Here is a 14,129-nt window from a genome sequence, read left to right as displayed (position 1 = left end):
GGCGGGCGGTGGTGCAGGGTGGAACGCTAAATGCTTGTCACGCGGGATCCTTTCGATGAAGGAGCACTGCGATGAGCGAGCAGACCACCACCGCTTTTTCCCACGTGAAGCCGCAGGACACCGCGTATCGCGGCGAAGGCCTGCGCGACTTCTTCCTGTATCGCGATCTCGGCATCGCGGCTGCGACGAACGGCAAGGTCGTCGCGCAACTCGTCAGGGCGAATCATGCACCGGAGGTGGGCACCGGCTGGCACCGTCACGAGGCCGAGTTCCATATCGTGATCATGCTGAAGGGCTGGGCGCGCTTCATGTACGGTGAACGGGAGACGCTGGTGGCGGCCGGCGACTGCGTGCATCAGGCGCCGGGGATCGTCCACTATCTGTTCGACTACTCGCCTGACATGGAATACCTGGAGATCGTCGGGCCCGCCGATTTCAAGTCGATCGACGTCGACGGGCCGTGCGCCGTGCCGCCGCCGACGCCTTGGGGGGAGGCGGGCGCGTAGCTGCCCGGTTGCCCTGGGCGCGCATCACGCGCACGCTTGCATCAGACCGCCTTCGGGCGGTTTTTTGTTGCGCGCTTCCTGGAAGCTTCCGTGCGTACCGATCACGCCTGCGACACGTTTCCCCTTCCTCGGCAACGTTCTTTCGAATTCCGAACGGTCGAGAAGCTGAAGATCCGGAAAGAAAAGAAAGTCATTCGTCAGCTTCGACGCGCTGGCCGCGCCGCGATGTCAAAGATCGTCAATTGCGCGTGGAAGCGGTGCACGGTCTGCCGACGACCGGCGTTAAGGAGGTACCAGCCGGATCGCCGGTTGACCTACCCGGGAGAGTTTCATGAAGCGCATCGCGAAGATCCTGACGGCTACCGCAGTGGCATGTGCGGTTCTTGTTCCGGCGCTTGCCGAAGCGCATTCGCATCGTGTGTGCCACGTCGATCATCACCACCATCGCGTGTGCCGCTGGGTGCGGTAAGCGCGAATTTTCCGGGGCGACCCGGAACGCATTCTTCAGTCAGGCAAATCAGGAGAGGATCATGAAAAAAACGATGTTGATCGCCGCGCTGGTCGCCGGCATGGGGTTGTCGATCGGTGCGTTCGCGCAGGTGCCGGCCAGCGCGCCGGCCGGCACGACCGGTCTGTGCAAGGACGGCTCGTTCTACTCGGGCGCGTCGAAGAAGGGCGCATGCGCGGGCCACAAGGGCGTGAAGACCTGGTACGGCGCCTCGTCGGCGGCAGCCGCGAGCGCACCGGCCGCGGCGCCCGCAACGGCGGCCTCCGCTGCTGCTGCATCCGGCACCGCGCCGGCGAAGAGCGCGGCCGCGACGACCGCGGCGGCAGCGCCGGGCGGCGGCCCGGGCAAGGTGTGGGTCAACGACAGCACGAAGGTCTATCACTGCTCGACCGACAAGTATTACGGCAAGACGAAGCACGGCAGCTACATGTCGGAAGCCGATGCGAAGGCGAAGGGCTACCACGCGTCGCACGGCAAGGCCTGTTCGTAACGCAGGCCGACGCGCGAGCCCGCTTCGTCGCGCGTCGTCCGCACGCTGCGGCTACTCACGCCCCGCCAACCTCGGCGGGGCGATTCGTTTTCAGCGCCGTCCGGTTTCAGCGGGCTTGATCCGACGCCGCGGCGGTCGTATCGGTCGCGCCGTCGTGCGCCGCTGCGCGTGCATCGAGCAGCGCGCGCAGCGTCACGTAGTGCGTGCCGTCCGCGTCGCCTTCCGCGCCCGCGGTGCGATCGTACGGCTCGTTGTCATGGATCGTCGCGCGCACGATCGGATAGATCTGCGTTTCCCAGCGGCTGCCGTTGAACACGCCGTAGTGGCCCGCCCCGGTCTGCACGTGGTGCGTCTTCAGGTACGGCGGCAATCCCGAACACAGCTCCTGCGCGGCGACCGTCTGGCCGACCGCGCAGATATCGTCCTTCTCGCCTTCGATCGTCAACAGCGCGGTGCGATGAATTGCCGCCGGCTCGACGAGCCGGTCGCCGACCGTCAGCTCGCCGCGCGCGAGCGCGTATTGCTGGAATACCTTCTCGACCGTTTCCAGATAGAACTCCGCGGTGAGATCGGCGGTGGCGAAGTATTCGTCGTAGAAGTGCCGCAGCGTGTCGGCTTTCGCCGGGTCGCCTTTCGCGCGCTCGTAATACAGGTCGGCAAACGACGCCGCGTGGCGATCGGGATTCATCGACATGAACGCGCCGACCTGCACGAAACCCGGATACACGCATCGCTGCGCGCCGACGAAGCCCGCCGGCACGACGCTGATCAGGTTCCGCGCGAACCATTCGATCGGCTGGCTCGTCGCGAGCGCGTTGACCTTGGTCGGATTCACGCGGCAGTCGATCGGCCCCGCCATCAGCGTCAGGCTCGCGGGCTGCGCCGGATCGCCGCCGGCGGCCATCAGCGCGACCGCCGCGAGCGCGGCGACGGTCGGCTGGCAGACCGCGAGCACGTGCGCGTCCGGCCCGATCTGGCGGATGAAGTCGATCACGTGCATGACGTATTCGTCGAAGCCGAACCGTCCGGCCGTCAGCGGGATGTCGCGCGGGTTGTGCCAGTCGGTGATGTACACGTCGTGGTCGGCCAGCATCGTATGCACGGTGCCGCGCAACAGCGTCGCGAAATGCCCGGACATCGGCGCGACGATCAGCACACGCGGCTGGGGCGCGACCGGCAGCGCCTTGCGGAAATGCAGCAGCGTGCCGAACGGGGTGGCCGCGGCGGCTTCCTCGACGACCGGCACCGTTTTGCCGTCGACGACGACCGACGCGATGCCGAACGGCGGACGCCGGTGCGAGAACGCGCAGCATTCGAGCAGTTCGCACAGCGCGTCGAGCATGCGGCCGGTCGGCGTCGCGGTGGAGGGCGGCCACAGCGACATCGTCGCGCGGGCGGCCGCGGCCCAAGCGCGCGCCGGGCGCACGCATTCGGCAGACCATTGATAGAACGGATAGGCAAGCAGATTCATGGCCGTTGCTCGTTGTGCCGCGTTGCATCGAACGAGGCAAGCCATGTGCCAGCCCGCGGCTGGCACGCGCGTTGCACGCGGTTCGGAAGCGCGGCGCCGCAGGCGGCACGCGAGAACCGGCAGGCGCGTGCGATGCGTTGCGGCGCCGGTCTGGCGCCGCGACAGCGTGCGTTGCCGCGCCGGTTCGGCGAATCCGCGGCACCGGCATGGTGCGGGTGAGCCGCGTGGCGTCCGTTTTCGGTGCAGGGGCACGAACGGTTTTGGACAGGGGAGCGACATGGAAGTCACCGGACAGACGACGCTGACCATCAGCAGCCGCAATTACTCGTCGTGGTCGATGCGCGGCTGGCTGCTCGCGAAGCTGAGCGGGCTCGTGTTCGAGACGGTCAGCGTGCCGATCGATGCCGCGTCGCGCGCGGAGTTGCTGCTGCTGTCGCCGTCGATTCTCGTGCCGTGCCTGACGCACGACGGCAACACGGTGTGGGACACGCTCGCGATCGCCGAATACCTGAACGAGATTCGGCCGCAGGCGCGGCTGCTGCCCGAAGACCGGCGAGCGCGCGCGCATTGCCGGTCGATCTGCGGCGAGATGCATTCCGGTTTCAGCGCATTGCGGTCCGCGTTGCCGATGAACCTGCGCGCGCATTTCCCCGGCTTCCGGATCTGGTCGCGCGCGCAGCACGACATCGAGCGGATCGTGACGATCTGGCGCGAGTGCCTGGCCGCGTACGGCGGCCCCTGGCTGTTCGGCGCGGAGATCGGGATCGCCGACGCGATGTATGCGCCGGTCGTCACGCGCTTCCTGACCTACGACGTGAAGCTGGAGCCCGATATCGCCGAGTACTGCATGCAGGTGCTCGCGCATCCGTTCGTGACGGAGTGGATCGATGCGGCGAAGGCGGAGCACGAAGACATCGACGAACTCGACATGGAGTTCTGACGCGCGGGATCGCACGTCGCTTTCAATTGCACTACACGCACCGGCATCGAAACGGACGTTTCGATCCGGCGGCGTAACGCGCAAACGTTTTACCTTGATTTCGGTTCGACGCGAGGACGAATGCCCTAAAGGATGTTGAGCGCGATGACGTAAACGAGTCACGGGGACGACTCGCGATCGCATGCTTCCGACGTGCGACGCGCAGTCCGCAACAATCAGCGCAGCAGGGGAATCGACTTGAATCGTCAGCAATCGTGGACGCGTACGGCGGCGCCCGGGGAAATCATTTATTCCGAGGGTTTTGCGGGCGAGCCCGTCATCTTTCTGATCACCGACGGCAAGGTCGAACTGTCCACGCGATGCGACGACAAGCGTGTCGTCGTCGCGACGCTCGGTCGGGGCGAGTTCTTCGGTGAATCGGCGTTGCTCGCGGCCGAGCCGCGTGCCCATACCGCGAAGGCGCTTTCATTCTGTCAGCTGACGGTCGTGCCGGCCGGCATGCTCGACGAGGAAATCGAGCGTGTGTCGGCGCTGCTGCGTCATATCGTGCGCACGATGATCCGCCGCGTGAAGCGCAAGGACGACCAGCTCGCGACCTATACGCATGCCGACTTCATGCCGGGCGTGCTGTCGTATGCGCATGTGCTGGCGCTGATGGCGGGCGCCGATGCGCGCGAAACCGGCGACGCGTGGACGCGCCGGCCGATGCAGGCGCATGCGGCCGAAACGTCGGTGCCGCTCGCCGAAGTGATCCGCAAATGCCGCGCGATCGCCGGCCACTCGCGGCCGCACGTGCTCGCGATGCTGCGACGCATGGAGAAGCTCAATCTCGTCACGATCGAAGCAGCGCAGGCGGACCACGCCGGCGGGGCGGCCGATTACGCGGCGTCGTCGGATGCGCGCCAGGTCGTCACGTTCGACGCCGCGCGCGTGATCGATCGCGCGCAACAGGTGGCCGATCATGATCTCGACCTGTCGATCAACAGCGAACTCGAGCTCATCGAGCTCGCCGATCTCGAATCGCTGATCGGCGTCGAGAAGACGATGCTGCTCAACAAGCTGTCGAACGGCGAGATTGCCGACGAGGTGTTCGCGTTCCGCAAATCGAAGGTGCTCAGTTACGTCGAGCAGAAGGGCGTCGCGTACTTCTCGCGGCGCAACGCGCGTCGCGGCGGCGACGTGCGCGCGCTGGAGGATCTCGTGTGGATCGACCAGCGCACGCTGTTCGACGTCATCAGCGCGTTCGACACCTACGATCTCGCGAAGCTGATCGCGAATCTCGACGATCGCGCGGTGGCCGACAAGCTGTTCTCCGTGATGACCGAGGCACGGCGCAACGAGGTGTCGTGGGTGATGCGTCGCGAGCTCAAGCTCGATCCGGTCGAGATCGAGGACATCGAGCGGCGCGTGCTGGATGCCGTGCGCGCGGCGAAGGCGCTGGCGGCGGGCACCGCGCCCGTCGCATCGGCATCGGATGCATGACCAAGGGGGCGCGCATGGATCTGTTGACCCTGGCGGGTGTGGTGCTGGGCGGCGCGGCGATCGTGTTCGGCTTCGCGCTCGAAGGCGGGCATTTCCCGATGCTGTTCCAGTTCGAGGCGCTCGTCATCGTGCTCGGCGGCACGCTCGGCGCGGTGATGATCCAGAACACCTGGGCACGCTTCTTCGACGCGGTGAAACAGTTGCGGCTCGCGTTCGTGCGGGCGCGCGAGGTCGATCGCAAGAACCTGTCCGACCTGCTCGAATGGGGCGACCGCGCGAAGCTCGACGGGCTGCTCGCGTTCGAATCGATGGACGTGAGCGGCATCCATCCGTTCGCGCGCCGCGGGCTCGAACTGCTGGCGAACGGCGTGTCGACCGCCGTGCTCGAGGACGCGTTGCAGCGCGAACTCGATGCCTACGAACGCAGCCGCCTGGCGGCCGCGCGCGTGTGGCAGCAGGCGGGCGGATATGCGCCGACGTTCGGCATTCTCGGGTCGGTGCTCGGGCTCGTGCAGGTGACGAGCCACATGCTCGAACCGGCGCAGCTCGGGCCGGGCATCGCGGTCGCGTTCATCGCGACGCTGTACGGGCTGGCGTTCGCGAACCTCGTGTTCCTGCCGCTTTACGGCAAGCTGCGTGCGCAGATCGACAGCGAGCTGCGGTTTCGCAAGCTGTATCTCGACGGTTTCCTGGCGATATCGCGCAAGGAATCGCCGCATACGATCGAAACGCGCCTGACCGGCGACGTGCGCGGGCGCGCGGCGGAATCGCTTGCGTGACGAGCGTGTGTCGGACGACCAACCGGGATTTCCAATCGCATGACTGCTCGAACTGACGGTGCCTCCGCCGCCGATCGCGACGACCACGAAGTCGAAGGCGCGCAGTCCGGCCGCTGGCTGATTTCGTACGCGGATCTCATCACGACGCTGATGGTGCTGTTCCTCGCGTTGTACGTGCTCCAGCTCGCGAAATACAACGCGCTCGACGCGCGGTACCAGACGCTTGCGCGGCAGGCTGGTGGTGCCGCGAGTGCGGCCGATGCGGCTACGCCCGATCGTGCGCCGCCGTGGCTCGCGTTGCTCGATTCGTTGAAGTCGAACGGCCGGATTTCGCTCGTGAAGGCGCCGCATGGTGTCGAGATCGGCATCGACGCGAAGATCCTGTTCAACGTCGGCGATGCGCGCTTGCTGCCTGATTCGTCGCCGGTGCTGAACCAGATTGCGCAGGCGCTGAGCGAGCACGCGACCGGAGACATCCTCGTCGAAGGGCATACCGACAGCCTGCCGATCGCAAACGCGAAATACGAATCGAACTGGGAGCTGTCGTCGGCGCGTGCGGGGAGCGTCGTGCGCTACCTGACCGAGCGCGGCGTGGCGCCGCATCGCCTGGCGGCGATCGGGCGGGCCGATACGCAGCCGCTCGTCGCGGGCGACGATGCGGCTTCGCGGGCGCGGAATCGGCGTGTCACGATCTTCGTCGCATACTGATTTGCGCTGATCGCGCGTCGACAGGCGGCCGGCTATGCCCGCCTGGCAACAACATAACGAATCTCGCATGATGAACATCTGAAATCCGCGATGCGGTTCCGCGCGTGCGTGCCGATAACCCAAACTGGCTCAGACCGAGCGGTTACCGAGGGTTCCCCATGCACTTCTGGCGCAAGCTTTCCATTCAGAACAAGCTGATTCTCAGCATGACGAGTTGCCTGCTCGTGTTCGTCGCGATCTCGAGCGGACTCAGCATCCGTCTGATCGGCAACGCGGTGCGCGATCGCGTCGTCCGCGAGGAGCTGCCGACGGCCGTGAACGGCATCCGCGCCGACGTGCAGCGGCAGATGGCCGGGCCGATCGCCGCGTCGCGGATTCTCGCGCGCGACGCGTTCCTGCTGCAATGGGAAGCCGACGGCGAACCCGACGCCGGCACGCGCAACTGGATCCAGCTCGCGAAGAACGTGAAGGACGAGCAGAAGGCCGCGTCGGTGCAGTGGGTGTCCGTGAAGAGCGGCAACTACTACAACGAATCCGGCCTGCAACGGAAGGTGACCGACAAGGATCAGTGGCTGACCGGCTTCCTGTCGTCCGGCAAGGCGTTCGACGTGAACATGGACCGCGAGGTGACCGTCGGCGGCTACATGATGTTCATCAACAGCCGCGTCGAGCTCGACGGCGTGCCGATCGGCGCGGCCAGCATGAGCCTGTCCGTCGACGCGCTCGCGAAGGGGATCGCCGCCTACCGGATCGGCGAGACCGGGTTCGCGTATCTCGTGCGTCCCGACGGCGCGATCATGATGCATCGCGATTCGTCGCTGATCGACGGCAAGCATTTCATGAAGGACCAGCAGGGGTTGCCCGGCGATGCGTCGTCGACGCTGCTGGCCGGCAAGCCGTATGCGTACCTGAGCTACGACGGCGACGGCGGCGCGCGCTTCATCGCGACGTCGTTCATTCCGGAGCTGAACGCGTATGTCGTCGTCGAGGTGCCGCAGGCCGAACTGCTCGGGCCGGTGACGCGCGCGATCCGCAGCGCGGCGCTGGTCGCGGCGGTGGTGGGCCTCGCGGTCGCGCTGCTCGTGATCTGGCTGGTGGGCCGCGCGATTGCCGCGCCGATCCGCCGCGCGGCGACGCTGCTGTCGGAGATCGCCAGCGGCCAGGGCGACCTCACGCGCCGGATGACGGTCGAGAGCCAGGACGAAATCGGGCAGTTGTCGGACGCGTTCAACCGGTTCGTGTCGTCGCTGTCGACGCTGGTGCACAGCATTCGCGCGGCGTCCGCGTCGATTGCCACGGGTTCGGCGCAGATTGCGTCGGGGAATGCTGACCTGAGCGAACGTACCGAAGGGCAGTCGAGCAACCTGGAGCGGACGGCTTCGTCGATGGAAGAGATCACGGCCGTGGTGCGCAACAACACCGAGACGGCCACGACGGCCGCGAAGATGATCAACGGCGCGTCGGATACGGCGGCGCGCGGCGGCCGGGTGGTGGGGGAGGTCGTGACGACGATGGAGCAGATCAGCGACGCGTCGCAGCGGATCTCCGAGATCATCGTGATGATCGACAGCATTTCGTTCCAGACGAACATTCTCGCGCTGAATGCGGCCGTCGAGGCGGCGCGGGCCGGGGAGCAGGGGCGCGGGTTTGCGGTGGTGGCTTCGGAAGTGCGGAATCTGGCGCAGCGCAGCGCGCAGGCGGCCAAGGAGATCAAGGCGCTGATCGAGCATAGCGCGGGCACGGTGAATACCGGATCGCGGCTGGTCAGCGAGGCGGGGAAGGTGATGAGCGATGTCGTGTCGCAGGTGCAGGGCGTGAGCGCGATGATGAGCGAGATCGCCGAAGCCAGCCTGGAGCAGAGCGCCGGGATCGATCAGATCGGCGATGCGGTGCAGTCTTTGGATCAGATGACGCAGCAGAATGCGGCTTTGGTCGAGGAAAGCGCAGCGGCGGCGGCGAGCTTGAAACAGCAGGCGGCGGAACTGACGAGGCTCGTGTCGGCTTTCAAGGTGGATGAATAAAGGCTGATTCGCGATTTAGAATGGAGCGTTTCTGAGGGACGGCTGCCGTGGGTTGAGCCGGGCAAAGGCTTGAACCTGGACTCGGAACTGATCAAGCAACTGGTGCCCGGAACGCTGGATCGGGCGACGATCAACGAGCAGCTCGCGGCGCTCAAGAAGGCGATCTTCGAGCGCGCTGGGCGGTGAACCGATCCACCACTTGGGCTACGAGAAGGGCGAAGCCAAGCCGCGAACGCCGCGCCTCACACCCACTGCCACCTTCAAGAACTGTCACGGTCGCACGGCCCGCGAGGCTGCACTGCGCTTGCCGAAATAGCCGCACGGCGCCACATCAACGCCCGCTGTCACGCCGCTTTACGATCGTTCCCCGCTGCAATACATACTCGACCCGTGCTCTTTCATCGGCCACGACCCCGATATCCTCAAGCGGATTGCCATCCAGCACGACAAGGTCGGCAATCGCTCCCGCCGCAACCACCCCGAGCAGCCCGCGCATATTCACAATCTCCGCCGCCACCGTAGTCGCTGACCTGAGCGCTTCCAGATTCCCGAGCACCTCCGCCCGAATCCGGAACTCACCGGACTGAAACGCGTGCATCTCGCCGAGCAGATCCGACCCGAACCCCATCTTCACGCCGGCCTTCGCATAGATCTCCAGCGACTCGCGTCCTTTCTGCTGCACGGAAGCCACCTTCGCGACGGAGTCGGCGGGCATCCCGAACTCCGCGCCATGCTTGGCCAGCGCGTCATAAGTCACGAGCGTAGGCACCACAAACGCCCCATGCTCATGCATGATCTTCGCGGCCGCTTCATCCACGAGATTCCCATGCTCGATCGTCCGCACACCGCATCGCACCGCCCGCGCAATCGCCCGCCCCGTATATGCGTGCGCCATCACGTAGGTATTCGCAGCCTCAGCCTCATCGACGATGGCTCGAATCTCATCCTCCGAATACTGCGTGTTCGCGATCGGATCGGTCGGGGAGGCCACGCCACCTGACGCCATGATCTTGATCTGCGTCGCGCCTTTCTGAATCTCCTCACGCACGGCGAGCCGTACCCCTTCGACCCCATCGACAACCCGCGCAATCGCCCCCGTCCTGAAACAGCAAGAGCAGGGCTCCAGCAAATCTCCCCGAGGACGAAAATCCCCATGCCCGCCGGTCTGCGACAACGCCTTCCCCGACGGAAAAATCCGCGGCCCCGGAATCAGTCCCGTCTCGACCGCCTGCATCAAACTCCAATCCGCGCCCCCCGCATCCCGAACGCTGGTAAACCCACGCGACAACATCGCATCGAGAATCGGCAGCGACCGGATCGCCGCGAGAATATTCGGCTGCGTCGCATTCGCGCCAAGGTTTGCGTTCGAAGCCAGCACATGCACATGGCAATCGATGAACCCCGGCATCACGGTCTTGCCGCGCACGTCGATCACCTGCGCATTCGGAAAATCCACCGGCCGATCGGTGACTTCGACGATCCGCTCGCCTTCGATCACGACATGATGATGTTCGAGCAACACGCCTCGTTCGAGGTCGAGCACGTTGCCGCCTTGAAGCACGGTAATGGTCATGGGAGAAATGTCCTTATCGAGTCGTTGAGGCCGCACGCTTCGCATCCTTCACGAAGCGCGTGCCGACGAAACTGACGGCCGCCGCGAGCATCACGTAGAACGCGGGCGCCATGTTGCTGCCGGTGCGGGCGATCAGCCATGTGATCAGGAACGGCGCGAACCCGCCGAAGATCGTCACCGCGAAGTTGTACGCGACGGAAAGCCCGGTCGACAGCACCTTGGTCGGGAACAGCTCCGCGAACGCAGCGAGGATCGGCCCGGTATAAGTCGCAATCAGTACGCCGAACACGGCCTGGAACACGATCAGCGACGTGAACCCGGGCGCATGGTTGATCCACGCGAACATCGGCCACGCCAGCACGAGGATCGCGAGCGCTGAGCCGGACAGGAACACGCGCCGTCCCCACACGTCGGCGAGCCGACCGACGATCGGCGAGCAGCACATGATCATCAGTCCGCCGACCATGCCGGCCGCGAAGCCGGTCGATTGCGGCAGATGCAGCGTGCGCACGGAATACGTCGGCATGTAGAACAGCAGCACGTAGGTACAGACCGTCCACAGAATGACCATCGAAAAACTCGCGAAGGTTTCGCGCGGGTAGGTCGACAGCACCTCCTTCAGCGGCGAGCTTTCCTTCGCCTGCGATTCGACGGCGCTGAACGCGGGCGTCTCGTCGATATGACTGCGGATGAAGTAACCGACCGGCCCGACGATGATCCCGAGCAGGAACGGCAGCCGCCAGCCCCAGCTGTGCAGCGCCTGCGTATCAAGCGACGTGGTAACGAACGTGCCGGTCGCCGCGCCGAGCAGCACCGCGAAGCCGATGCTCGACTGGATCCAACTGGAGTAATACGCGCGCTTCTCCGGCGGCGCGTATTCGGTGAGGAACGCGGTGGCACCGCCCATCTCGCCGCCGGCCGAGAAACCTTGCAGCAGCCGCGCGACGACGATCAGGATCGGCGCGGCGATGCCGGCCTGTTCGTAGGTCGGCGCGATCCCGATGAGCGCGGTGCCGGCCGCCATCAGCAGGATCGTGAGCGACAGCGCGGCCTTGCGTCCGACCTTGTCCGCATACACGCCGAGCACGATTCCGCCCACCGGCCGCATGAAGAAGCCGACGCCGAACGTCGCGACGGTCAGCAGCACGGACGTCAGTTCGTTGCCGGTCGGGAAGAACAGCTTCGCGATGATCACCGCGAAGAAGCTGTAGACGGTGAAGTCGAACCATTCGAGGCCGTTGCCGATCACGGTCGCGACGATGGCGCGGCGGCGTTGCTGCACGGCCGCATCAACGGCAGGCGCGGCGCGCGGGGAAAGCGTTCCTTGCATGGTCTCTTCCTTTGTCAGAAGCCGGGACGGCTGCCCCGCATGAATCTCATGCTAAGGACAGCCGGGTTTTTTTCTGAAACGAAAGATTCGCATGCACGCATGCGCTGTACGCATGCATCGCGCTCAGGGCGCGGTCTGCTTCTCCGCCTGTTCGAACAGCCAACGCGTGAACAGGCGGGCGGCGTGGTTCTGCGCGCGGTCGTTGGGCGAGATCACGTAATAGCCGCCGCCGTGGCTTGCGGACGCGTCCGTCACGCGCACGAGCAGCCCGGCTTCGATGCATGCGTCGATCATGTAGCGCCAGCCGAGCGACACGCCCTGGCTGAGTATCGTCATCTGCACGATCTGTGGATACGAATTGATTGTGATGTCCTGCGGCTGCGCCTTTTGCCGGTCGACGTCGTTCATGTCGAACCATTCGGACCACGACATCCATTGACGCTGCCCGTCTTCGAGGCGCAGCAGCGTTTCGTTCGCGAGGTCGGCCGCGTTCAGCGTGCGGCCGGCCAGATAACCCGGCGCGCAGACGGGAAACACTTCCTCGTCGAAGAGCTTGCGCGCGGTGTATTCGGCCGGTGCCTGCTGGCGCACGTAGTAGACGCCGACGTCGAATTCCGCCGGCGACATCGACGCAAGGCCGTCGCGCACGATCAGGCGCAGCTTGACGTTCGGATACGCGGCGCGAAAGTCTGGCAGCCGCGGCGTCAGCCAAAGCACCGCAACGCCGGACGAGCACGCGATCGTCAGCTCGAGATCGCCGTACGGTTTCATCACGTCGTGCGTGGCTTCCGCGCATTGGGTGAGCAGATGGTGGACCTGCGCCGCGTATTGCTCGCCGGCGATCGTCAGCCGCAGCGAGCGATGCTCGCGGACGAACAGCGAGCGGCCGAGGAATTCTTCCAGTTGTTGAATCTGACGGCTGATCGCGCTTTGGGTCAGGTGCAGTTCGGCGGCGGCTTTCGTGAAGCTCGCATGTCGCACGGCGGCTTCGAACGCGACCAGGCACTGTAGAGGCGGAAGAGGCGTGATGCGCATGGCAGACGGGTAGTCGGAAGGGGCTACCGACATGATACGGACTGAGCGAACGGAAATCACAAGGAGAGAAGGGCGTTGCCGATCAGCGTATTCGTCCGGAGATTGTGCGCAACGCGCGCCCGGCCGGGTAACGCGCGCAGCCGGTTGGGGCCACATCGATTCGCCCGAAAAGCGGATCGCGAGGTAAAACAGTTACAAGTTAGCAGTTGACGCGCGCCAGCCCGGCGGTTAGTGTACGGATCGAAGTCCAAGAAGTCCGATTGCTGTTCATCAATTGCTCGCTTTCCACAGCGGTATTCGTTGTCCTCTCCCTCCTTGACGCTTCACGCGCTCTTCAACGGCGCAAATCTCTCTATTTTTTTCTCAAGGAATCTTCATGGATACCGGTATCGTCAAGTGGTTCAACGACAGCAAGGGTTTTGGCTTCATCACGCCGGATAACGGCGGTGACGACCTGTTCGCCCACTTCTCCGAAATTCGTGCCGACGGCTTCAAGACGCTGGCTGAAAATCAGAAAGTGAGCTTCGAAACGAAGCAGGGCCCGAAGGGTCTGCAAGCGGCCAACATCACGCCGCTGTAAAGTTTGAAGGGCCCGGCCTCCCACGACGGACGCCGGGTCGCAGCGACACCCCCACGGAGCTTCGTCTCCTGAAGTTGGCGCGATTGCTCTTAGCTGCATCTGTTCATTCAGCAGCTCGCCAAGCGCCACACGCCTCGTTGCACTTCATTCCCCCCTCCGGCAGCAACGCCTCACTTTCGCTTTCCGAAAGCTTCAGATTCAGCTTGCAATAGCTTTGAATCGGCGCGTCCGTGCATATTGCGCACGGCATGCGCGCACTCGAACATGATTAAAATTAAAAATGCAAAACAAACGAATTCAACAATACAACGGCTATGCCGTCCAACCCTCGGCGCATCGTTTGCCCGACGGTAGTTTTTCATCCAACCTGGTGCTCGAACGTACCGACAGCACACCCGCGGAAGGCCGCTACCAGTTCTATTCGCTCGACTACTTCGCGAGCGAAGCGCAGGCACTGCGGCACTCGGCTCGCTGGGCACGTCGCTGGATCGACACACGCGGTTAAAGGTAGCGCCGCGGTACCCGACACCCAACGCAGATGAGTCACCCGGGCGCGCACGACAACGCGCGTCCAACCCTCGCGCGCGATCGATTCGTTACGCTTCGATTCGATCGGCGCACCACGCTCTCCCGGTTCCGAAGCTGGCCTGTCGCCGAGCATGGTCGTCAGGCACTTGAACGCGCTCGTACAACGCGAGGCCACGCG

The 14,129-nt window shown here is 64.9% G+C and carries 14 protein-coding genes and 1 pseudogene; 11 read left to right on the top strand and 4 right to left on the bottom strand.

The window, feature by feature from the left end; translation table 11 throughout:
* The first annotated feature begins 71 nt into the window (after positions 1–71).
* From E9536_RS03910 to E9536_RS03905, 3 genes are all read left to right on the top strand, one after another.
* Positions 72–506 (top strand): cupin domain-containing protein, encoded by a 435-nt coding sequence (locus E9536_RS03910; protein ID WP_136469299.1) that lies wholly within the window; start codon positions 72–74, stop codon positions 504–506.
* A gap of 331 nt (positions 507–837) precedes the next feature.
* Entirely contained in the window at positions 838–975 is a 138-nt protein-coding gene (locus tag E9536_RS41300; protein WP_021157327.1) for an HHHH-motif protein, read from the top strand.
* A gap of 61 nt (positions 976–1,036) precedes the next feature.
* Positions 1,037–1,504: a DUF3761 domain-containing protein gene (locus E9536_RS03905; protein ID WP_059693867.1), complete on the top strand. Its 468-nt coding sequence runs from the start codon at positions 1,037–1,039 to the stop codon at positions 1,502–1,504.
* Between the two features lie 106 nt (positions 1,505–1,610).
* Here E9536_RS03905 and phaZ read toward each other — a convergent pair whose 3' ends face one another.
* On the bottom strand, positions 1,611–2,975 hold the full coding sequence (gene phaZ, locus E9536_RS03900; RefSeq protein WP_136469298.1) for a polyhydroxyalkanoate depolymerase: 1,365 nt from the start codon (positions 2,973–2,975) through the stop codon (positions 1,611–1,613).
* A 277-nt stretch (positions 2,976–3,252) separates the two neighbouring features.
* Between phaZ and E9536_RS03895 the strand changes: the two genes are divergently transcribed.
* The 6 genes and pseudogenes from E9536_RS03895 to E9536_RS03870 form a co-directional block, all read left to right on the top strand.
* Positions 3,253–3,915, top strand: a complete 663-nt coding sequence (locus E9536_RS03895; protein WP_059693869.1) for a glutathione S-transferase family protein — start codon at positions 3,253–3,255, stop codon at positions 3,913–3,915.
* Positions 3,916–4,152: 237 nt separating this feature from the next.
* Positions 4,153–5,397 (top strand): cyclic nucleotide-binding domain-containing protein, encoded by a 1,245-nt coding sequence (locus E9536_RS03890; RefSeq protein WP_136469297.1) that lies wholly within the window; start codon positions 4,153–4,155, stop codon positions 5,395–5,397.
* Between the two features lie 14 nt (positions 5,398–5,411).
* Positions 5,412–6,176 (top strand): flagellar motor protein, encoded by a 765-nt coding sequence (locus tag E9536_RS03885; RefSeq protein WP_059684574.1) that lies wholly within the window; start codon positions 5,412–5,414, stop codon positions 6,174–6,176.
* A 39-nt stretch (positions 6,177–6,215) separates the two neighbouring features.
* The gene (locus tag E9536_RS03880; protein ID WP_059693872.1) at positions 6,216–6,884 is read left to right on the top strand and encodes an OmpA family protein; all 669 of its coding nucleotides are present in this window, start codon (positions 6,216–6,218) and stop codon (positions 6,882–6,884) included.
* Positions 6,885–7,042: 158 nt separating this feature from the next.
* Positions 7,043–8,905 (top strand): methyl-accepting chemotaxis protein, encoded by a 1,863-nt coding sequence (locus tag E9536_RS03875; RefSeq protein WP_136469296.1) that lies wholly within the window; start codon positions 7,043–7,045, stop codon positions 8,903–8,905.
* 42 nt (positions 8,906–8,947) lie between these two features.
* Positions 8,948–9,134: pseudogene (locus E9536_RS03870) on the top strand (IS256 family transposase); the annotation flags it as partial.
* Positions 9,135–9,236: 102 nt separating this feature from the next.
* Here E9536_RS03870 and E9536_RS03865 read toward each other — a convergent pair.
* The 3 genes from E9536_RS03865 to E9536_RS03855 all read right to left on the bottom strand — a co-directional run bounded on the left by E9536_RS03865 (position 9,237) and on the right by E9536_RS03855 (position 12,843).
* Entirely contained in the window at positions 9,237–10,478 is a 1,242-nt protein-coding gene (locus E9536_RS03865) for an amidohydrolase family protein (RefSeq protein ID WP_060357516.1), read from the bottom strand.
* Positions 10,479–10,491: 13 nt separating this feature from the next.
* The gene (locus E9536_RS03860; RefSeq protein WP_059684561.1) at positions 10,492–11,808 is read right to left on the bottom strand and encodes an MFS transporter; all 1,317 of its coding nucleotides are present in this window, start codon (positions 11,806–11,808) and stop codon (positions 10,492–10,494) included.
* Between the two features lie 123 nt (positions 11,809–11,931).
* Entirely contained in the window at positions 11,932–12,843 is a 912-nt protein-coding gene (locus E9536_RS03855; RefSeq protein ID WP_060194969.1) for a LysR substrate-binding domain-containing protein, read from the bottom strand.
* A gap of 376 nt (positions 12,844–13,219) precedes the next feature.
* Between E9536_RS03855 and E9536_RS03850 the strand changes: the two genes are divergently transcribed.
* Positions 13,220–13,423 (top strand): cold-shock protein, encoded by a 204-nt coding sequence (locus E9536_RS03850; RefSeq protein WP_027790965.1) that lies wholly within the window; start codon positions 13,220–13,222, stop codon positions 13,421–13,423.
* Between the two features lie 280 nt (positions 13,424–13,703).
* On the top strand, positions 13,704–13,928 hold the full coding sequence (locus E9536_RS03845; protein WP_021157316.1) for a hypothetical protein: 225 nt from the start codon (positions 13,704–13,706) through the stop codon (positions 13,926–13,928).
* Positions 13,929–14,129 lie beyond the last annotated feature (201 nt).

This window comes from Burkholderia sp. LS-044 (genome assembly GCF_004803625.1).
Taxonomy (GTDB): Bacteria; Pseudomonadota; Gammaproteobacteria; order Burkholderiales; family Burkholderiaceae; genus Burkholderia; species Burkholderia cepacia.
The sequence above is the reverse complement of the archived record's forward strand: the minus strand, read 5'-3'. Positions and strand labels throughout refer to the sequence as shown.